We start from the raw sequence: 20663 nt of genomic DNA, 5'->3' as shown, positions 1-20663 counted from the left end.
CCCTATGTATCCAGGAAGAAGCAGCCACCGTGTCTGAGCAGAACCTGAACGACGCCATCGAGCCCGACGAGTCTGTCGACGACGAGCTCGACATCGTCGAGGGCGCGGACGAGCAGGACGAGTTCGAGGCTGCCGAGGCAGAGCTGGGGGAGGCCGCCGAGGAGGAAGCCGTCCACGTCGTGGACGAGGACGAGGACTCGGAGGCCGACGAGGACGTTGAGGAAGCCGCCGTCGAGGAGGAGACCGAGCCGGTCGACCCCGTCGAGGCCCTCCGCGAGGAGCTGCGCACGCTGCCCGGCGAGTGGTACGTCATCCACACCTACGCCGGCTACGAGAACCGCGTGAAGACCAACCTGGAGCAGCGCGCCGTCTCGCTGAACGTCGAGGACTACATCTTCCAGGCCGAGGTGCCGCAGGAAGAGGTCGTCCAGATCAAGAACGGCGACCGCAAGACGATCAAGCAGAACAAGCTGCCGGGTTACGTCCTGGTCCGCATGGACCTGACGAACGAGTCCTGGGGCGTCGTCCGCAACACCCCCGGTGTCACCGGCTTCGTCGGCAACGCCTACGACCCGTACCCGCTGACCCTGGACGAGATCGTCAAGATGCTCGCCCCGGAGGCCGAGGAGAAGGCCGCCCGCGAGGCCGCCGAGGCCGAGGGCAAGCCGGCTCCGCAGCGCAAGGTCGAGGTCCAGGTGCTGGACTTCGAGGTGGGCGACTCGGTCACCGTCACGGACGGCCCGTTCGCAACGCTGCAGGCGACCATCAACGAGATCAACCCGGACTCGAAGAAGGTCAAGGGTCTCGTCGAGATCTTCGGTCGCGAGACGCCGGTCGAGCTGTCCTTCGACCAGATCCAGAAGAACTAGCCTCCGCCGCACAGAGCTTCCGAGCAGGTCAGGCGATCGCTCGCACGATCGCCTGACCTGCTCGGTTTTTGGCCGCGCATCTATACCCGTTATCGTTGTGCGGTATGCCTGCGTTCGGGTGCTCCCCGTAGGCAGGCAGGACCCGAACCGAAAGGACCCGGAGAGTAATGCCTCCCAAGAAGAAGAAGGTCACGGGGCTCATCAAGCTCCAGATCAACGCCGGTGCGGCGAACCCCGCCCCGCCGGTCGGCCCCGCGCTCGGTCAGCACGGCGTCAACATCATGGAGTTCTGCAAGGCGTACAACGCCGCGACCGAGTCGCAGCGTGGCTGGGTCATCCCGGTGGAGATCACGGTCTACGAGGACCGTTCCTTCACCTTCGTGACCAAGACGCCGCCGGCCGCGAAGATGATCCTCAAGGCCGCGGGTGTCGAGAAGGGCTCCGGCGAGCCGCACAAGACCAAGGTCGCCAAGATCACCGAGGCGCAGGTCCGCGAGATCGCCCAGACCAAGCTTCCCGACCTCAACGCCAACGACCTGGACGCCGCGTCGAAGATCATCGCCGGCACCGCCCGTTCCATGGGCATCACGGTCGAGGGCTGAGCCCCAACCCCCCAGCAGCAGAAGTGGAAGGGCCTGCTCGGCCCGCACCACGACTCCTCAAGAACACACAGGAGCAGTAGTGAGCAAGCGCAGCAAGTCTCTCCGCGCTGCGGACGCCAAGGTCGACCGGGAGAAGCTCTACGCCCCGCTCGAGGCCGTCCGTCTCGCCAAGGAGACCTCCACGACCAAGTTCGACGGCACCGTCGAGGTCGCCTTCCGCCTGGGTGTCGACCCGCGCAAGGCCGACCAGATGGTCCGTGGCACCGTGAACCTCCCGCACGGCACCGGTAAGACCGCCCGGGTCCTGGTCTTCGCGACCGGTGACCGTGCCGAGGCCGCGCGTGCCGCGGGCGCCGACATCGTCGGTGCCGACGAGCTGATCGACGAGGTCTCGAAGGGCCGCCTGGACTTCGACGCCGTCGTCGCCACCCCGGACCTCATGGGCAAGGTCGGCCGCCTCGGCCGTGTGCTCGGTCCCCGTGGTCTCATGCCGAACCCCAAGACCGGCACCGTGACCCCGGACGTGGCGAAGGCCGTCAACGACATCAAGGGCGGCAAGATCGAGTTCCGCGTCGACAAGCACTCGAACCTGCACTTCATCATCGGCAAGACGTCGTTCGACGACGACAAGCTGGTGGAGAACTACGGCGCCGCGCTGGAGGAGATCCTCCGTCTGAAGCCGTCCGCCGCCAAGGGTCGCTACATCAAGAAGGCCGCGGTCTCCACCACCATGGGCCCCGGCATCCCGGTCGACCCGAACCGCACCCGCAACCTCCTCGTCGAGGAGGACCCGGCCGCGGTCTGAGCCTGAGGCTCACCCCAGTCGGACGACGGGCCCCGCACCTGCCCAGGTGCGGGGCCCGTCCCCTTTTGCGGTACACGCGCGCATGCCCTGGGTTAGCGTGCGAGCAGGGCGATCGCACAGGGGTGGGACGTATGACGAGCACGACCGTGCGCCACGCGGCCCTGACGGCCGCGGCGGTGCTCGCGCTCTCCGCGACGGCCGCGTGCACCTCCTCCGGGCCTTCCGGGCAGGACGAGCCGTCCCGCAAGGCCACGGTCCCCGCCGCCGTCATCACCGCCCTGCGCGGCGCCGAACGCTCCACCGACCGGGCCGAGTCGGCCAGGGTCCGCTCCACCACGACCCTGGGCGCCGAGCTGTCGATGACGGCGGACGGCGTCCTCGCCTGGAGCGACGGCACGACCGGCACGGTCACCATCACCTACACCAGCGGCACCACCGCCGACCTCATGCGCCGTCTCGGCACGACCTCCATGGAGGCCCGCTATCTGCCGGACGCCTACTACGCGCGCATGGGCGAGAAGTTCGCCCGGCAGGCCGGCGGCAGGCACTGGATCCGGTACGGCTACGACGATCTCGACGTACTCGGCGGCGGCTCCGGCGCCGAGCTGAAGAACCAGATGCGGTCCACCACGCCCAACCAGTCCGTGAAGCTCCTGCTGGCCTCCGGGGATGTGCGCGAGGTCGGCGAGGAGAAGGTGCGCGGCGAGCACACCACGCACTACGCCGGCACCGTACGTGTCGCGGACCTCGCCGCCGGGGAGCTCAGGAAGCAGCTCACCGAGGCCGGCGTCGACAGCGAGAGCGTCGACATCTGGGTCGACAACCGGAACCTGCTGGTCAAGAAGGTCGAGCGGGGCCGGACGGCGAGCGGCGCCTACACCCAAACCGCGTACTACAGCGACTACGGCGTGCGGGTCTCGACGGCCCGGCCGCCGACGGGGGACACCGAGGACTTCAGGCAGTTGCTGAGGAAACAGGGGCTCGCTCCTGAAGCGTGACGATATTCGGGAGCACTTTGCACTCCCTTGGGGATAGGCTCACGGCACACCTGTGTATCGACCATGTGTTCCATGTGTTCGGTGTGTTCCATGTGTTCCTTTTGGGGGGAATCAATGATGTCTGCTGTACGTGGTTCTGTGCGCCGCCGGGCGACGGGGGCCGGGCTCGCCGCCCTGCTGCTCGCCGGGGGAGCGGTTGCCTGCGGCGGGAAGGGCGACCAGTCGCCGGAGATGACGCCGGCGGCGGCGGTGGCCAAGGCCGCGAAGAACACGCAGGACATCACGTCCCTGCGCTACCGCATGAAGGGCCAGTACCCGGAGCAGGGGCAGATCACGGCCGAGGCCTCCATGCGGCTCAAGCCCACCGTGGCGATGAGCATGAAGATGAACGTGCCCTCCCAGGGCGCCGAGGGCGCGGCGGAGATCCGGCTCGTCGACAAGGCCATGTACATCGGCGGCAACCCCGAGATGGCCAAGGAGATGGACGGCAAGACCTGGCTCAAGTTCGACCTGTCCGCCCTCGGCGACAAGCAGCTCGGCGCGGGCGCGGCGGGCGCCGGCCAGGCCGAGCAGAACCCGGCTGCCGAGTCCGGCTTCCTCACCGGGGCCAAGGACGTGAAGAAGGTCGGCACCGAGACCGTCGACGGTGTGGAGACCACCCACTACCGGGGCACCGTCACCCTCGACGAGCTCAGGGCCTCCCTCAAGAAGGAGAGCAAGGACGTCCGCGAGCAGCGCGAGAAGAGCCTCCAGCAGTACGAGAAGCTCGGCGTCGACACGATGACGATGGACATGTGGGTCGACGGCCAGGACCGCACCAAGCAGTTCCGGATGAAGGGCCAGGCCGACAAGGGCCCGCTCGACATGACCATCACCTTCGTCGACTACAACAAGCCGGTCGCCGTCACCGCCCCGCCGGCCAAGGACGTCGCCGACCTGGCCGAGATGATGAAGGACGCCCAGGGCTGAGCCGTACGACCGGATTTGCCTCACGGCGATCCGGTCCCGTACTCTCCTACAGAAGCCAAAGACCGCTGGTCGTTGCCGTGCGCTCGGAAGAGGGCCCGGTGGCCGAAGGATCCGCTGAACCGCGGACGACCCGCGCAGGTGACTGTGGAAGTGCTCCCGGACCGCCCCTGACCATGGGGTCGCCCGGTCGAGCTACGCCCCGTGCGCCTGCGCCGGGGCGTTTCGCTTTCCCCAGCCCCTTCCGAGCGGTCGTCATCACCCGGAAGGAGGCCGACGCTCTATGGCAAGGCCCGACAAGGCTGCCGCGGTAGCCGAGCTGACGGAGCAGTTCCGCAGCTCGAGTGCCGCCGTGCTGACCGAGTACCGGGGTCTCACCGTGGCGCAGCTCAAGACGCTGCGCCGCTCGCTCGGTGAGAACGCCCAGTACGCCGTGGTGAAGAACACGCTGACCAAGATTGCGGCCAACGAGGCCGGGATCACGACGCTCGACGACCTGTTCAACGGTCCGACGGCGGTCGCCTTCGTCACCGGTGACCCGGTGGAGTCGGCGAAGGGTCTTCGTGACTTCGCCAAGGACAACCCGAACCTCGTCATCAAGGGCGGTGTCCTTGACGGCAAGGCTCTGTCCGCCGACGAGATCAAGAAGCTTGCGGACCTCGAGTCCCGCGAGGTTCTGCTCGCCAAGCTGGCGGGCGCCCTGAAGGGCAAGCAGACGCAGGCTGCACAGCTCTTCCAGGCGCTTCCGACGAAGCTCGTCCGCACCGTGGACGCGCTGCGCGCCAAGCAGGACGAGCAGGGCGGTGCCGAGTAACTCGGCTCGCATCATGACCGCCGCCTGAGGCAGCCCGCCGCAGGCAGTGGTCGTAGCGGGCCGAACGTACGCCCGCCATACATGTACATCCGGCACCAGCCGAAATTAGTGGAAGGAAAGCCATCGTGGCTCTCACCCAGGACGAACTGCTCGCCGAGTTCGAGGGCATGACCCTCATCCAGCTCTCCGAGTTCGTGAAGGCGTTCGAGGAGAAGTTCGACGTCACCGCCGCCGCCGCGGCCGTCGTCGCCGCCCCCGCTGCCGGCGGTGCCGCCGGTGGTGCCGAGGCCGTCGAGGAGAAGGACGAGTTCGACGTCATCCTCACCGGCGCCGGCGACAAGAAGATCCAGGTCATCAAGGTCGTGCGTGAGCTGACCTCCCTCGGCCTGAAGGAGGCCAAGGACCTGGTCGACGGTGCGCCGAAGCCGGTTCTGGAGAAGGTCAACAAGGAAGCCGCCGACAAGGCCGCCGAGTCCCTCAAGGGCGCCGGTGCCTCCGTCGAGGTCAAGTAAGACCTCTCGGGTCCGCCAGGATCCACGCGTGCCGCAGCCGTCGTAACAGAGGGCTGTAACGCTCAAGCACCGAAGAGCGATCATCCATCCGGGTGGTCGCTCTTCGGCGTTCCTGGGGGCGCGGCCACGGTCACCTTGCGGGCTCGCATGCGAGGGGTATGGTGATCTTCGTCGTGTCTCCCGGAACTCCGGTTCGGGCAAGGGGGCCTTGACGAACCGCACGCAGCGCGCAATTCTCAGGACGCGTCGCCAGAACGGTCCGAATCCGAGGCATGGATCGGCGACGAAGAGGGCAGTATCAACGTGCGTTGAGGGCAGGCATGCCGAGGGCGTTGAGGACAACGAGGGTCTCAGAAAAGCGGGGCTGGACATCAGTGCGCCAAGTGGCTACACTGACCCTTTGCGCTGCCTGTTAGCTGTCCCCTGCCCGTCACCAGGGGTCTGCCCTCGCCTCAGCATTGTCGACCGGATCATCTCTGACCTGGCCTTTTGCCAGATCTGGAAGAGCCTGTCGTGGTGCGGTGGCAAGGGGCCGGGGAGCGCGTAGTGAGTCCGAGCCCTCGGAAGGACCCCCTCTTGGCCGCCTCGCGCACTGCCTCGACCGCGAATACGAACAACGGCGCCAGCACCGCCCCGCTGCGCATCTCTTTTGCAAAGATCAAGGAGCCTCTCGAGGTTCCCAACCTGCTCGCGCTGCAGACCGAGAGCTTTGACTGGCTGCTCGGAAACACCGCTTGGCAGAGTCGGGTCGAGGAGGCTCTGGAGTCCGGTCAGGACGTCCCCACCAAGTCCGGTCTGGAGGAGATCTTCGAGGAGATCTCCCCGATCGAGGACTTCTCCGGGTCGATGTCGCTGACGTTCCGCGACCACCGTTTCGAGCCGCCGAAGAACAGCATCGACGAGTGCAAGGAGCGCGACTTCACGTACGCGGCCCCGCTCTTCGTCACGGCCGAGTTCACCAACAACGAGACCGGCGAGATCAAGTCCCAGACGGTCTTCATGGGCGACTTCCCGCTCATGACCAACAAGGGCACCTTCGTCATCAACGGCACCGAGCGTGTCGTGGTGTCGCAGCTGGTCCGCTCGCCCGGTGTCTACTTCGACTCCACCATCGACAAGACGTCCGACAAGGACATCTTCTCCGCCAAGATCATCCCCTCCCGGGGTGCCTGGCTGGAGATGGAGATCGACAAGCGCGACATGGTCGGTGTCCGTATCGACCGCAAGCGCAAGCAGTCCGTCACCGTTCTCCTGAAGGCTCTCGGCTGGACGACCGAGCAGATCCTCGAGGAGTTCGGCGAGTACGAGTCGATGCGCGCCACCCTGGAGAAGGACCACACCCAGGGCCAGGACGACGCGCTGCTCGACATCTACCGCAAGCTGCGTCCGGGCGAGCCCCCCACGCGTGAGGCCGCGCAGACGCTGCTCGAGAACCTGTACTTCAACCCCAAGCGCTACGACCTCGCCAAGGTCGGCCGCTACAAGGTCAACAAGAAGCTGGGTGCGGACGCCCCGCTGGACGCGGGCATCCTGACCGTCGAGGACATCATCTCGACGATCAAGTACCTGGTGAAGCTGCACGCCGGCGAGACCGAGACCGCCGGGGACAACGGCGACACGATCGTCGTCGAGACCGACGACATCGACCACTTCGGCAACCGTCGTCTGCGCAGCGTCGGCGAGCTCATCCAGAACCAGGTCCGCACGGGTCTGGCCCGGATGGAGCGCGTCGTGCGCGAGCGCATGACGACCCAGGACGTCGAGGCGATCACGCCGCAGACCCTGATCAACATCCGGCCGGTCGTCGCCTCCATCAAGGAGTTCTTCGGCACCAGCCAGCTGTCGCAGTTCATGGACCAGAACAACCCGCTGTCGGGTCTCACCCACAAGCGCCGTCTGTCGGCCCTTGGTCCCGGTGGTCTCTCCCGTGAGCGGGCCGGCTTCGAGGTCCGTGACGTGCACCCCTCGCACTACGGCCGCATGTGCCCGATCGAGACCCCTGAAGGCCCGAACATCGGTCTGATCGGCTCGCTCGCCTCCTACGGCCGCGTCAACGCGTTCGGTTTCGTCGAGACCCCGTACCGCAAGGTCGTCGACGGCCAGGTCACCGACGAGGTGGACTACCTGACCGCCGACGAGGAGGACCGCTTCGTCATCGCGCAGGCCAACGCCACGCTCAACGACGACATGCGGTTCGCCGAGGCCCGGGTGCTCGTCCGCCGCCGTGGCGGCGAGGTCGACTACGTCGCCGGTGACGACGTGCACTACATGGACGTCTCGCCGCGCCAGATGGTGTCGGTCGCGACCGCCATGATCCCGTTCCTCGAGCACGACGACGCCAACCGTGCCCTCATGGGCGCGAACATGATGCGCCAGGCCGTGCCGCTGATCAAGAGCGAGGCCCCGCTCGTCGGCACCGGCATGGAGTACCGCTCCGCGGTCGACGCCGGCGACGTGGTCAAGGCCGAGAAGGCCGGTGTGGTCCAGGAGGTCTCCGCGGACTACATCACCACCGCCAACGACGACGGCACGTACATCACCTACCGGCTGGCCAAGTTCGCCCGCTCCAACCAGGGCACCTCGGTCAACCAGAAGGTCATCGTCAACGAGGGCGACCGGATCATCGAGGGCCAGGTCCTGGCCGACGGTCCGGCCACCCAGAACGGCGAGATGGCGCTCGGCAAGAACCTGCTGGTCGCGTTCATGCCGTGGGAGGGTCACAACTACGAGGACGCGATCATCCTGTCGCAGCGCCTCGTGCAGGACGACGTCCTTTCCTCGATCCACATCGAGGAGCACGAGGTCGACGCCCGTGACACCAAGCTCGGCCCCGAGGAGATCACCCGGGACATCCCGAACGTCTCCGAGGAGGTCCTCGCCGACCTCGACGAGCGCGGCATCATCCGCATCGGCGCCGAGGTCATCGCCGGTGACATCCTCGTCGGCAAGGTGACCCCCAAGGGTGAGACCGAGCTGACCCCGGAGGAGCGCCTGCTGCGCGCGATCTTCGGTGAGAAGGCCCGTGAGGTCCGTGACACCTCGCTGAAGGTGCCGCACGGTGAGACCGGCAAGGTCATCGGCGTGCGCGTCTTCGACCGCGAGGAGGGCGACGAGCTTCCCCCCGGTGTGAACCAGCTGGTGCGCGTCTACGTCGCGCAGAAGCGCAAGATCACCGACGGTGACAAGCTCGCCGGCCGGCACGGCAACAAGGGTGTCATCTCCAAGATCCTGCCGATCGAGGACATGCCGTTCCTGGAGGACGGCACCCCGGTCGACATCATCCTCAACCCGCTGGGTGTGCCGTCCCGAATGAACCCGGGACAGGTCCTGGAGATCCACCTCGGCTGGCTCGCCAGCCGCGGCTGGGACGTCTCCGGCCTCGCGGAGGAGTGGGCGCAGCGCCTCCAGGCGATCGGCGCCGACCAGGTCGACCCGGGCACGAACGTCGCGACCCCCGTCTTCGACGGTGCGCGCGAGGACGAGCTCGCGGGTCTGCTGCAGCACACCATCCCGAACCGGGACGGCGAGCGCATGGTGCTCCCGACCGGTAAGGCGCGGCTGTTCGACGGCCGTAGCGGTGAGCCGTTCCCGGACCCGATCTCGGTCGGCTACATGTACATCCTGAAGCTGCACCACCTGGTCGACGACAAGCTGCACGCCCGCTCGACCGGTCCGTACTCGATGATCACCCAGCAGCCGCTGGGTGGTAAGGCGCAGTTCGGTGGCCAGCGGTTCGGCGAGATGGAGGTGTGGGCGCTGGAGGCATACGGCGCCGCGTACGCCCTCCAGGAGCTGCTGACCATCAAGTCCGACGACGTCACCGGCCGCGTGAAGGTCTACGAGGCCATCGTCAAGGGCGAGAACATCCCCGAGCCCGGCATCCCCGAGTCCTTCAAGGTCCTCATCAAGGAGATGCAGTCGCTCTGCCTGAACGTGGAGGTGCTGTCCAGCGACGGTATGTCCATCGAGATGCGTGACACCGACGAGGACGTCTTCCGCGCTGCGGAGGAGCTCGGCATCGACCTGTCCCGGCGCGAGCCGAGCAGCGTCGAAGAGGTCTGACGGGAGTCCGGCCGGAGGACCTGGTGAGGAACCTCCGGCCGGCTCCGGGACCCCCGTTTCAGACCCCAAGACTTACAACCCTGAGAGGGATTGACGCATAGTGCTCGACGTCAACTTCTTCGACGAGCTCCGGATCGGCCTGGCCACCGCTGACGACATCCGTCAGTGGAGCCACGGCGAGGTCAAGAAGCCCGAGACCATCAACTACCGCACCCTCAAGCCCGAAAAGGACGGACTCTTCTGCGAGAAGATCTTCGGTCCGACCCGGGACTGGGAGTGCTACTGCGGCAAGTACAAGCGCGTCCGCTTCAAGGGCATCATCTGTGAGCGCTGCGGCGTCGAGGTCACTCGCGCCAAGGTGCGCCGTGAGCGGATGGGCCACATCGAGCTGGCCGCCCCCGTCACGCACATCTGGTACTTCAAGGGTGTCCCCTCGCGCCTCGGCTACCTGCTGGACCTGGCGCCCAAGGACCTCGAGAAGGTCATCTACTTCGCCGCGTACATGATCACGTACGTCGACGAGGAGCGCCGTACCCGCGACCTGCCCTCCCTGGAGGCGCACGTCTCGGTCGAGCGGCAGCAGATCGAGAACCGCCGGGACGCCGACCTGGAGGCCCGCGCCAAGAAGCTCGAGTCCGACCTGGCCGAGCTGGAGGCCGAGGGCGCCAAGGCCGACGTGCGCCGCAAGGTGCGCGAGGGCGCCGAGCGTGAGATGAAGCAGCTGCGCGACCGTGCGCAGCGCGAGATCGACCGTCTCGACGAGGTGTGGACCCGGTTCAAGAACCTCAAGGTCCAGGACCTCGAGGGCGACGAGCTGCTCTACCGCGAGCTGCGCGACCGCTTCGGCACGTACTTCGACGGTTCGATGGGTGCCGCGGCGCTGCAGAAGCGCCTGGAGTCCTTCGACCTCGACGAGGAGGCCGAGCGTCTCCGCGAGATCATCCGCACCGGCAAGGGCCAGAAGAAGACCCGCGCCCTGAAGCGGCTGAAGGTCGTGTCTGCCTTCCTGCAGACCTCCAACAGCCCCAAGGGCATGGTCCTCGACTGCGTCCCGGTCATCCCGCCGGACCTCCGCCCGATGGTGCAGCTGGACGGTGGCCGCTTCGCGACCTCCGACCTGAACGACCTGTACCGCCGGGTGATCAACCGCAACAACCGTCTGAAGAGGCTCCTGGACCTCGGCGCGCCCGAGATCATCGTCAACAACGAGAAGCGCATGCTTCAGGAGGCCGTTGACGCCCTCTTCGACAACGGTCGTCGCGGCCGTCCGGTGACCGGCCCCGGCAACCGCCCGCTGAAGTCCCTCAGCGACATGCTGAAGGGCAAGCAGGGCCGTTTCCGTCAGAACCTGCTCGGCAAGCGTGTGGACTACTCCGCGCGTTCCGTGATCGTCGTCGGTCCGCAGCTGAAGCTGCACCAGTGCGGTCTGCCGAAGGCGATGGCGCTGGAGCTGTTCAAGCCGTTCGTGATGAAGCGCCTGGTCGACCTGAACCACGCGCAGAACATCAAGTCCGCCAAGCGCATGGTGGAGCGCGGCCGCACCGTCGTGTACGACGTCCTCGAAGAGGTCATCGCTGAGCACCCGGTGCTGCTCAACCGTGCCCCCACCCTGCACCGCCTCGGCATCCAGGCCTTCGAGCCGCAGCTGGTCGAGGGCAAGGCCATCCAGATCCACCCGCTCGTCTGCACCGCGTTCAACGCGGACTTCGACGGTGACCAGATGGCCGTGCACCTGCCGCTGTCCGCGGAGGCGCAGGCCGAGGCCCGCATCCTGATGCTGTCCTCGAACAACATCCTCAAGCCCGCCGACGGCCGTCCGGTGACGATGCCGACCCAGGACATGGTCCTCGGTCTGTTCTTCCTCACCACCGACGGCGAGATGCGGGGCGTCAAGGGCGAGGGCCGTTCCTTCGGCTCCGCGGCCGAGGCGATCATGGCGTTCGACGCGGGTGAGCTCTCGCTCCAGTCGCGCGTGGACATCCGCTTCCCGGTGGGCACCATCCCGCCGCGCGGCTGGACCCCGCCGGCGCGGGAGGAGGGCGACCCGGAGTGGCAGCAGGGTGACAGCTTCCGGCTGAACACCACGCTGGGCCGCGCGCTCTTCAACGAGCTGCTGCCCGAGGACTACCCGTTCGTCGACTACGAGGTCGGCAAGAAGCAGCTCTCCGAGATCGTCAACGACCTCGCCGAGCGCTACCCCAAGGTCATCGTGGCGGCGACGCTCGACAACCTGAAGGCGGCCGGCTTCTACTGGGCGACCCGTTCCGGCGTCACCGTGGCCATCTCCGACGTCGTCGTTCCCGAGGCGAAGAAGGAGATCGTCAAGGGCTACGAGGCGCAGGACGAGAAGGTCCAGAAGCAGTACGAGCGCGGTCTGATCACCAAGGACGAGCGCACGCAGGAGCTCATCGCGATCTGGACCAAGGCGACCAACGAGGTCGCCGAGGCGATGAACGACAACTTCCCGAAGACCAACCCGATCTTCATGATGGTGAACTCGGGTGCACGAGGCAACATGATGCAGATGCGTCAGATCGCCGGTATGCGTGGTCTGGTGTCGAACGCGAAGAACGAGACGATCCCGCGTCCGATCAAGGCGTCCTTCCGTGAGGGCCTGTCCGTGCTGGAGTACTTCATCTCCACGCACGGTGCCCGTAAGGGTCTGGCGGACACCGCTCTGCGTACGGCCGACTCGGGTTACCTGACCCGTCGTCTGGTCGACGTCTCCCAGGACGTCATCATCCGCGAGGAGGACTGCGGCACCGACCGCGGCCTCAAGCTCCACATCGCGGAGGTCGGCGCGGACGGCGTGCTGCGCAAGGCGGACAACGTCGAGACGTCCGTGTACGCGCGCTGCCTCGCCGAGGACATCGTGGTCGACGGCAAGGTGCTGGCCCCGGCCGGTACCGACCTGGGCGACGTGCTCATCGACGAGCTGGTCAAGCACGGTGTCTCCGAGGTCAAGACCCGCTCGGTCCTGACCTGCGAGTCCGCCGTCGGCACCTGCGCGATGTGCTACGGCCGTTCGCTGGCCACCGGCAAGCTGGTCGACATCGGTGAGGCGGTCGGCATCATCGCCGCCCAGTCCATCGGTGAGCCCGGTACCCAGCTGACGATGCGTACCTTCCACACCGGTGGTGTGGCCGGTGACGACATCACCCAGGGTCTGCCGCGTGTCGTCGAGCTCTTCGAGGCCCGTACCCCGAAGGGTGTGGCTCCCATCTCCGAGGCGAGCGGCCGCGTTCGCATCGAGGAGACGGAGAAGACCAAGAAGATCGTCATCACCCCGGACGACGGCAGCGACGAGACGGCGTACCCGATCTCGAAGCGTGCCCGGCTCCTGGTCAGCGAGGGCGAGCACGTCGAGGTGGGCCAGAAGCTCACCGTGGGTGCCACCAACCCGCACGACGTGCTGCGCATCCTGGGTCAGCGTGCCGTCCAGGTCCACCTGGTCGGCGAGGTCCAGAAGGTCTACAACTCGCAGGGTGTGTCGATCCACGACAAGCACATCGAGATCATCATCCGGCAGATGCTGCGCCGCGTGACGATCATCGAGTCCGGCGACGCCGAGCTGCTGCCCGGTGAGCTGGTCGAGCGCTCGAAGTTCGAGCACGAGAACCGTCGTGTGGTCCAGGAGGGCGGTCACCCGGCCTCCGGTCGTCCGCAGCTCATGGGTATCACCAAGGCCTCGCTGGCCACGGAGTCCTGGCTGTCGGCGGCGTCCTTCCAGGAGACGACGCGAGTCCTCACGGACGCGGCGATCAACGCCAAGTCCGACTCGCTCATCGGCCTCAAGGAGAACGTCATCATCGGTAAGCTCATCCCGGCCGGTACGGGTCTGTCCCGCTACCGCAACATCCGGGTCGAGCCGACCGAGGAGGCCAAGGCCGCGATGTACTCGGCCGTCGGCTACGACGACATCGACTACTCGCCGTTCGGCACGGGCTCCGGCCAGGCCGTTCCGCTGGAGGACTACGACTACGGTCCGTACAACCAGTAAGCGAGCAGCTTGAGTTGAAGGGCGGTCACCTCGTGGAGGGGTGGCCGCCCTTCGGCGTGCGCAGGGTCCAGCGGCCGGTGGACTCGACGCGCAGGACGCGGCGGGATTCCGGCAGGGCGACGGACAGGCGGGCCGGGCCGTGGCCGTTCGCCAGGAGGCGACCCGTGCGGTGAGTGCGGGTCACCTCGTGCAGCGCGAACGCTCCCGTGCCGTCGTGCTCGAACTCGGCCACCCGGCATCCGTCGTCCTTCAGGACCGTCTCGATGCCCTGTCCCGTGAGCGGCAGACCCGTCTCCAGCCGCCGGGCCTCGCCGGGCGGGCGCAGCGCCAGCCGCCACGGGCCCAGGGCCCAGACGTCCAGCAGCCGCTCCGTGCCGCGCTGCGCGGGCAGCAGGACGCGGACCCGGCCGGACACCGGGCGCCCGGCCTCGTGGGCGACCCGGAACAGCTCCCGCGGACGGGGGTTCAGGCCGCCGCCCTCGGACACCGAGAAGCCGCCGTGCCGGTCGGTGGACTCGAAGACGAGCAGAACGGGGCCGTCGTCCGGCGCGGGCACGCGCACCCGGGTGTCGCCGGTGCCGTGGATCCAGGCGATGTCGGTGCCGGCGAGGCGGGCGGCGTCCAGCCGCTCCAGCGCCTCCCGGCCGCGGTCGAGAAGCTCCGGCACCCGGCGCGGAGTGCTGGTCTTCGCCGCGTCGTAGGCCTCCAGGGCGGTGCGGTAGTCGGCGAGGTCGTCCGGGTCGGCCGAGGGGCCGGGGCGATAGGGGTGCAGGCGCAGCATTTCGCCGTACGACGTGACGGCGAGCTCTGCGGCCTCGCCGGCCGTGGGGCGGGTGCGCCGGGGCGCCCGGGCCACGGCCGGCTTCGCGGTGCCGCGTGACCGGACCTCTCGGCCCACTCCGCCTGCGCCGCCCTTCCGGGCGAACCGGCGGGCCGTCAGCGCCGGTGGCACCACCAGGGCCAGATACATCAGCAGCGCGGCCGTGCCGTCGCCGACCGGTACCAGGCCGAACACGAGGACCATCAGCCCGAAGACGACGGTCCCGCTGATCAGCCCATGCCCCAGAAACCTCCCCCACGAGGCTCCCCGACCAGCCATCGACCCACCCCCCCGTTCACTCCTTCGGCCCAGTGTCCGACGCGGACCCATACCACCGTCAGGGAGCAAACAGGCCGCATTGAGCCACCCCTGACTGCCGAACCCCGGCAACGCCCCGCCCTCGGCGCCACGCGCGAGGACCCGGACCCGGGGCCGCTCGCCCCCATCCACCCCCGCCACGGGCAGACTGCCGGGCTGGTCGGGATCCGGCGGGGCCCCGGCCGCGGCCCAGACCCCGGTCACGCCGCTCTCCGGCCTGTCGGCACCCGGTGGGACCCCGGCTGCGGCCGCCGCGGGTCCACGCCTGCCCCTGGCCTACGCCCGCCCCGGCCCCGCAACACCCTCGGCCGCCAGTGGTGCTCGGTGGTGGCCGGAAGTCGGTCCGCTGTGTGGGAACCCGTGGCGAAAGCGGGGCGTTGGAGGATGATGGAGGCGTTCATTCGCTTTTGGGGGGAGGCGCCCGTGTCTCAACCGACTCCATGGCAGCCGTGGCAGTCGGGGCAAGGTGTCCCGCAGCCGTGGCAGTCCCACACCACCTCCTCCATGCTCGCCTCGCACGCCGACCGCGAGCGGGCCGTCGACGTGCTCAGAGCCGGGTACGGGGAGGGGCGGCTGGAGCACTCCGAGTTCGAGAAGCGGGTGGCGCGGGCCTACGCGGCGCGGACGGTGGGGGAGCTGGCCCTGCTGGTCGGCGACCTGCCCCTGGGCCCCGTACCGCAGCCGGCGCCCCTGATGGCCCTACCGCCGGTACCGCGGACGTTCCTGCCCACCGCGCGGCCACAGACGAACGGGAAGGCCGTGGGGGCCGCCGTGTGCGGTTTGCTGTGCGTTCCGACGCTGGGGCTGACCGGGATCCCGGCGGTGATCCTCGGCCACACCGCGCGCGCCGAGATCGAGCGGACCGGCGAGACGGGGGAGGGGCTCGCCATGACCGGGCTGGTGCTGGGCTGGCTGTCGACGGCCGGATGGGCCCTGGTGCTGACCCTTCTCATCGCGGTGTCGCTCGCTACCGGCTAGCGTCTGCACGTGACCGGGACGTGAAATCGAAGATCACGTACGGCGTAGGGTCTTGACATGTTCCGCATGGTGATGCGGGCGGGGCCCATTTGTTTTGACCGCAGCGAATGCGGTAGGTACGCTCAGACCTTGTGCCTGGGGTGTGCCCTGGCTCTTGTGCGTGCCATCAACCGCATAGCGAGCCGTTACTGGCCACCGTAATCTGTGCCCTTTTGCCTTGCGGCGGGAGTCTGCCGGATTCGACACACCCGACCGCGTGGGTCGGCGACGTTCCAGGTTAGCTGTACCCATCGGCACACAGAAACCGGAGAAGTAGTGCCTACGATCCAGCAGCTGGTCCGCAAGGGCCGGCAGGACAAGGTCGAGAAGAACAAGACGCCCGCACTCGAGGGTTCCCCTCAGCGTCGCGGCGTCTGCACGCGTGTGTTCACGACCACCCCGAAGAAGCCGAACTCGGCCCTGCGTAAGGTCGCGCGTGTGCGTCTGACCAGCGGGATCGAGGTCACGGCCTACATTCCGGGTGAGGGACACAACCTGCAGGAGCACTCCATCGTGCTCGTGCGCGGCGGCCGTGTGAAGGACCTGCCGGGTGTTCGCTACAAGATCATCCGCGGCTCGCTCGACACCCAGGGTGTCAAGAACCGCAAGCAGGCTCGCAGCCGTTACGGCGCCAAGAAGGAGAAGTAAGAATGCCTCGTAAGGGCCCCGCCCCGAAGCGCCCGGTCATCATCGACCCGGTCTACGGTTCTCCTCTGGTGACCTCCCTGATCAACAAGGTGCTGCTGAACGGCAAGCGCTCGACTGCCGAGCGGATCGTTTACGGCGCCATGGAGGGCCTGCGCGAGAAGACCGGCAACGACCCGGTCATCACCCTCAAGCGCGCTCTCGAGAACATCAAGCCGACCCTCGAGGTCAAGTCCCGCCGTGTCGGTGGCGCCACCTACCAGGTGCCGGTCGAGGTCAAGCCCGGCCGCGCCAACACCCTGGCGCTGCGCTGGCTGGTCGGTTACTCCCGCGCCCGTCGCGAGAAGACCATGACCGAGCGTCTGCTCAACGAGCTTCTCGACGCTTCGAACGGCCTCGGTGCGGCCGTCAAGAAGCGCGAGGACACGCACAAGATGGCCGAATCCAACAAGGCCTTCGCGCACTACCGCTGGTAGTCGCTACCCACATCGAGACCGAGAGAAGACTGAAGCCTTATGGCTACCACTTCACTTGACCTGGCCAAGGTCCGCAACATCGGGATCATGGCCCACATCGACGCGGGCAAGACGACCACCACCGAGCGGATCCTGTTCTACACCGGTGTGTCCTACAAGATCGGTGAGGTCCACGACGGCGCTGCCACCATGGACTGGATGGAGCAGGAGCAGGAGCGTGGCATCACGATCACCTCTGCTGCCACCACCTGTCACTGGCCGCTGGAAGACGTCGACCACACCATCAACATCATCGACACGCCGGGCCACGTCGACTTCACCGTCGAGGTGGAGCGTTCGCTGCGTGTGCTCGACGGTGCCGTGACGGTGTTCGACGGCGTCGCCGGCGTCGAGCCCCAGTCCGAGACGGTGTGGCGTCAGGCGGACCGCTACGGCGTTCCGCGTATCTGCTTCGTCAACAAGCTCGACCGCACGGGCGCCGAGTTCCACCGCTGCGTGGACATGATCTCGGACCGCCTGGGCGCTCAGCCGATCGTCATGCAGCTCCCGATCGGTGCCGAGGCCGACTTCAAGGGCGTCGTCGACCTCGTGACGATGAAGGCCCTGGTCTGGTCTGCCGAGGCCACCAAGGGTGAGATGTACGACACCGTCGACATCCCGGCCACGCACGCCGAGGCTGCCGAGGAGTACCGCGGCAAGCTGATCGAGGCCGTCGCCGAGAACGACGAAGAGATCATGGAGCTGTACCTGGAGGGCGAAGAGCCCACCGTGGAGCAGCTGTACGCCGCGATCCGTCGTATCACCATCGCGTCCGGCAAGTCCAAGGACACCACGGTCACCCCGGTGTTCTGCGGTACCGCGTTCAAGAACAAGGGCGTCCAGCCCCTGCTCGACGCGGTCGTGCGCTACCTGCCGTCCCCGCTCGACGTCGAGGCCATCGAGGGTCACGACGTCAAGGACCCCGAGGTCGTCGTCAAGCGCAAGCCGTCCGACGACGAGCCGCTGTCCGCGCTGGCGTTCAAGATCATGAGCGACCCGCACCTGGGCAAGCTCACCTTCGTCCGCGTGTACTCCGGCCGTCTGGAGTCCGGCACCGCGGTGCTGAACTCCGTCAAGGGCCGCAAGGAGCGCATCGGCAAGATCTACCGCATGCACGCGAACAAGCGTGAGGAGATCGAGTCGGTGGGCGCCGGCGACATCGTCGCCGTGATGGGTCTGAAGCAGACCACGACCGGTGAGACGCTGTCCGACGAGAAGGCCCCGGTGATCCTGGAGTCCATGGACTTCCCGGCGCCGGTCATCCAGGTCGCCATCGAGCCCAAGTCGAAGGGCGACCAGGAGAAGCTGGGCATCGCGATCCAGCGCCTGGCCGAGGAGGACCCGTCCTTCCAGGTCCACTCGGACGAGGAGACCGGTCAGACCATCATCGGTGGTATGGGCGAGCTGCACCTCGAGGTGCTGGTCGACCGTATGCGCCGTGAGTTCAAGGTCGAGGCCAACGTCGGCAAGCCGCAGGTGGCCTACCGCGAGACGATCCGCAAGGCCGTCGAGCGTGTCGACTACACGCACAAGAAGCAGACCGGTGGTACGGGTCAGTTCGCCAAGGTCCAGATCGGCATCGAGCCGATCGAGGGCGGCGACGCGTCGTACGAGTTCATCAACAAGGTGACCGGTGGCCGCATCCCCAAGGAGTACATCCCCTCGGTGGACGCGGGTGCGCAGGAGGCCATGCAGTTCGGCATCCTCGCCGGCTACGAGATGACCGGCGTCCGTGTGATCCTGCACGACGGTGGCTACCACGAGGTCGACTCCTCCGAGCTCGCCTTCAAGATCGCCGGTTCGCAGGCCTTCAAGGAGGCCGCGCGCAAGGCCAGCCCCGTGCTGCTCGAGCCGATGATGGCCGTCGAGGTCACCACGCCCGAGGACTACATGGGTGAGGTCATCGGCGACATCAACTCCCGCCGTGGCCAGATCCAGGCCATGGAGGAGCGGGCCGGTGCCCGCGTCGTGAAGGGCCTCGTGCCCCTCTCGGAGATGTTCGGTTACGTCGGCGACCTGCGCAGCAAGACGTCCGGCCGGGCCAGCTACTCCATGCAGTTCGACTCCTACGCCGAGGTTCCGCGGAACGTCGCCGAGGAGATCATCGCGAAGGCCAAGGGCGAGTAAACGCACCGCGTTAACGCACCGCGTTCATACGCCGTAGGCTTGACTCCGGAGCCTCACGGGTCGTTCCTCCGCATTCGTGGCGGAATGACCCGGGGCCCGGGATTTGACAGCAAAGATCACCTGGCGCCGATGAAGTAAGGCGTACAGAACCACTCCACAGGAGGACCCCAGTGGCGAAGGCGAAGTTCGAGCGGACTAAGCCGCACGTCAACATCGGCACCATCGGTCACATCGACCACGGTAAGACGACCCTCACGGCCGCCATTACCAAGGTGCTGCACGACGCGTTCCCGGACCTGAACGAGGCCTCGGCGTTCGACCAGATCGACAAGGCTCCCGAAGAGCGCCAGCGCGGTATCACCATCTCCATCGCGCACGTCGAGTACCAGACGGAGACCCGTCACTACGCCCACGTCGACTGCCCCGGTCACGCGGACTACATCAAGAACATGATCACGGGTGCGGCGCAGATGGACGGCGCCATTCTCGTTGTCGCCGCCACGGACGGCCCGATGCCGCAGACCAAGGAGCACGTGCTCCTGGCCCGCCAGGTCGGCGTTCCGTACATCGTGGTCGCCCTGAACAAGGCCGACATGGTGGACGACGAGGAGATCCTGGAGCTCGTCGAGCTCGAGGTCCGTGAGCTGCTCTCCGAGTACGAGTTCCCGGGCGACGACGTTCCGGTCGTCAAGGTCTCCGCGCTCAAGGCGCTCGAGGGCGACAAGGAGTGGGGCCAGTCGGTCCTGGACCTGATGGCCGCCGTCGACACCGCGATCCCGGAGCCGGAGCGCGACGTCGACAAGCCGTTCCTGATGCCGATCGAGGACGTCTTCACGATCACCGGTCGCGGTACGGTCGTCACCGGCCGTATCGAGCGTGGTGTCCTCAAGGTCAACGAGACCGTGGACATCATCGGTATCAAGAACGAGAAGACCACCACCACGGTCACCGGCATCGAGATGTTCCGCAAGCTGCTCGACGAGGGCCAGGCCGGTGAGAACGTCGGTCTGCTGCTTCGCGGCATCAAGCGCGAGGACGTCGAGCGCGGCCAGGTCATCATCAAGCCGGGCTCGGTCACCCCGCACACCGAGTTCGAGGCGCAGGCCTACATCCTGTCCAAGGACGAGGGTGGCCGCCACACGCCGTTCTTCAACAACTACCGTCCGCAGTTCTACTTCCGTACGACGGACGTGACCGGCGTCGTGACCCTCCCCGAGGGCACCGAGATGGTCATGCCGGGTGACAACACCGAGATGAAGGTGGAGCTCATCCAGCCCATCGCCATGGAAGAGGGCCTGAAGTTCGCCATCCGTGAGGGTGGCCGGACGGTCGGCGCCGGCCAGGTCACCAAGATCACCAAGTGACTCTGAGCCGCTAGGCCTCTGGAAGGGCCCGTACGACTTCGGTCGTACGGGCCCTTTCGCTTGCCCGGATCCTTTCGTTCGCCCGGCGCGCGGGCCCGGGAGATGGTGGGGCGACGGTCGTCCGGTGAAGTCTCGGCAAACCTTGCGGGACATGTCGTCGAGAGTTGGACCAACTCCCGGCCGCCCGTGCCCCGATTGTTCGCCTCTGTTCTCTGTGGGGTTCTTGTGA

Annotated in this window: 15 protein-coding genes; 14 read left to right on the top strand and 1 reads right to left on the bottom strand. The window is 67.2% G+C overall.

Features of this window, described 5'->3' with window-relative positions:
* Positions 1–29: 29 nt before the first annotated feature.
* The 9 genes from nusG to ACWCQ1_RS35230 all read left to right on the top strand — a co-directional run bounded on the left by nusG (position 30) and on the right by ACWCQ1_RS35230 (position 13628).
* Positions 30–869, top strand: a complete 840-nt coding sequence (gene nusG, locus ACWCQ1_RS35270) for a transcription termination/antitermination protein NusG (RefSeq protein ID WP_133043306.1) — start codon at positions 30–32, stop codon at positions 867–869.
* Positions 870–1036: 167 nt separating this feature from the next.
* Positions 1037–1471 carry a 50S ribosomal protein L11 gene (gene rplK / locus ACWCQ1_RS35265; protein ID WP_037858373.1) on the top strand — a complete coding sequence of 145 codons (435 nt, stop codon included), beginning with the start codon at positions 1037–1039 and terminating at the stop codon, positions 1469–1471.
* 79 nt (positions 1472–1550) lie between these two features.
* The gene (gene rplA / locus ACWCQ1_RS35260) at positions 1551–2276 is read left to right on the top strand and encodes a 50S ribosomal protein L1 (protein WP_133043305.1); all 726 of its coding nucleotides are present in this window, start codon (positions 1551–1553) and stop codon (positions 2274–2276) included.
* 131 nt (positions 2277–2407) lie between these two features.
* Complete coding sequence (locus ACWCQ1_RS35255) at positions 2408–3274, top strand: hypothetical protein (RefSeq protein ID WP_358593185.1); 867 nt, start codon at positions 2408–2410, stop codon at positions 3272–3274.
* A gap of 114 nt (positions 3275–3388) precedes the next feature.
* Complete coding sequence (locus tag ACWCQ1_RS35250) at positions 3389–4243, top strand: LppX_LprAFG lipoprotein (protein ID WP_358593186.1); 855 nt, start codon at positions 3389–3391, stop codon at positions 4241–4243.
* 280 nt (positions 4244–4523) lie between these two features.
* Positions 4524–5054, top strand: coding sequence for a 50S ribosomal protein L10 (gene rplJ / locus ACWCQ1_RS35245; protein ID WP_133043302.1), 531 nt, complete (start codon positions 4524–4526; stop codon positions 5052–5054).
* A gap of 122 nt (positions 5055–5176) precedes the next feature.
* Positions 5177–5566 carry a 50S ribosomal protein L7/L12 gene (gene rplL, locus ACWCQ1_RS35240; protein WP_133043301.1) on the top strand — a complete coding sequence of 130 codons (390 nt, stop codon included), beginning with the start codon at positions 5177–5179 and terminating at the stop codon, positions 5564–5566.
* Positions 5567–6142: 576 nt separating this feature from the next.
* Complete coding sequence (gene rpoB, locus ACWCQ1_RS35235) at positions 6143–9628, top strand: DNA-directed RNA polymerase subunit beta (protein ID WP_133043300.1); 3486 nt, start codon at positions 6143–6145, stop codon at positions 9626–9628.
* Between the two features lie 100 nt (positions 9629–9728).
* On the top strand, positions 9729–13628 hold the full coding sequence (locus ACWCQ1_RS35230) for a DNA-directed RNA polymerase subunit beta' (RefSeq protein WP_133043299.1): 3900 nt from the start codon (positions 9729–9731) through the stop codon (positions 13626–13628).
* 25 nt (positions 13629–13653) lie between these two features.
* Here ACWCQ1_RS35230 and ACWCQ1_RS35225 read toward each other — a convergent pair whose 3' ends face one another.
* Entirely contained in the window at positions 13654–14727 is a 1074-nt protein-coding gene (locus tag ACWCQ1_RS35225; protein ID WP_451028202.1) for a hypothetical protein, read from the bottom strand.
* Positions 14728–15189: 462 nt separating this feature from the next.
* On the opposite strand from ACWCQ1_RS35225, the gene ACWCQ1_RS35220 reads away from it, so the two are divergent.
* From ACWCQ1_RS35220 to tuf, 5 genes are all read left to right on the top strand, one after another.
* Positions 15190–15744 (top strand): DUF1707 and DUF4190 domain-containing protein, encoded by a 555-nt coding sequence (locus tag ACWCQ1_RS35220; protein ID WP_358593188.1) that lies wholly within the window; start codon positions 15190–15192, stop codon positions 15742–15744.
* A 315-nt stretch (positions 15745–16059) separates the two neighbouring features.
* Positions 16060–16431 (top strand): 30S ribosomal protein S12, encoded by a 372-nt coding sequence (gene rpsL, locus ACWCQ1_RS35215; protein ID WP_003948652.1) that lies wholly within the window; start codon positions 16060–16062, stop codon positions 16429–16431.
* Positions 16432–16433: 2 nt separating this feature from the next.
* Positions 16434–16904, top strand: a complete 471-nt coding sequence (gene rpsG, locus ACWCQ1_RS35210; RefSeq protein WP_003998848.1) for a 30S ribosomal protein S7 — start codon at positions 16434–16436, stop codon at positions 16902–16904.
* 39 nt (positions 16905–16943) lie between these two features.
* Positions 16944–19070 (top strand): elongation factor G, encoded by a 2127-nt coding sequence (gene fusA / locus ACWCQ1_RS35205; RefSeq protein WP_133043297.1) that lies wholly within the window; start codon positions 16944–16946, stop codon positions 19068–19070.
* 170 nt (positions 19071–19240) lie between these two features.
* Entirely contained in the window at positions 19241–20434 is a 1194-nt protein-coding gene (gene tuf / locus ACWCQ1_RS35200; protein ID WP_133043296.1) for an elongation factor Tu, read from the top strand.
* Positions 20435–20663 lie beyond the last annotated feature (229 nt).

Source organism: Streptomyces sp. NPDC002144 (assembly GCF_053593695.1).
This window is presented reverse-complemented; position numbering and strand designations above follow the sequence as displayed.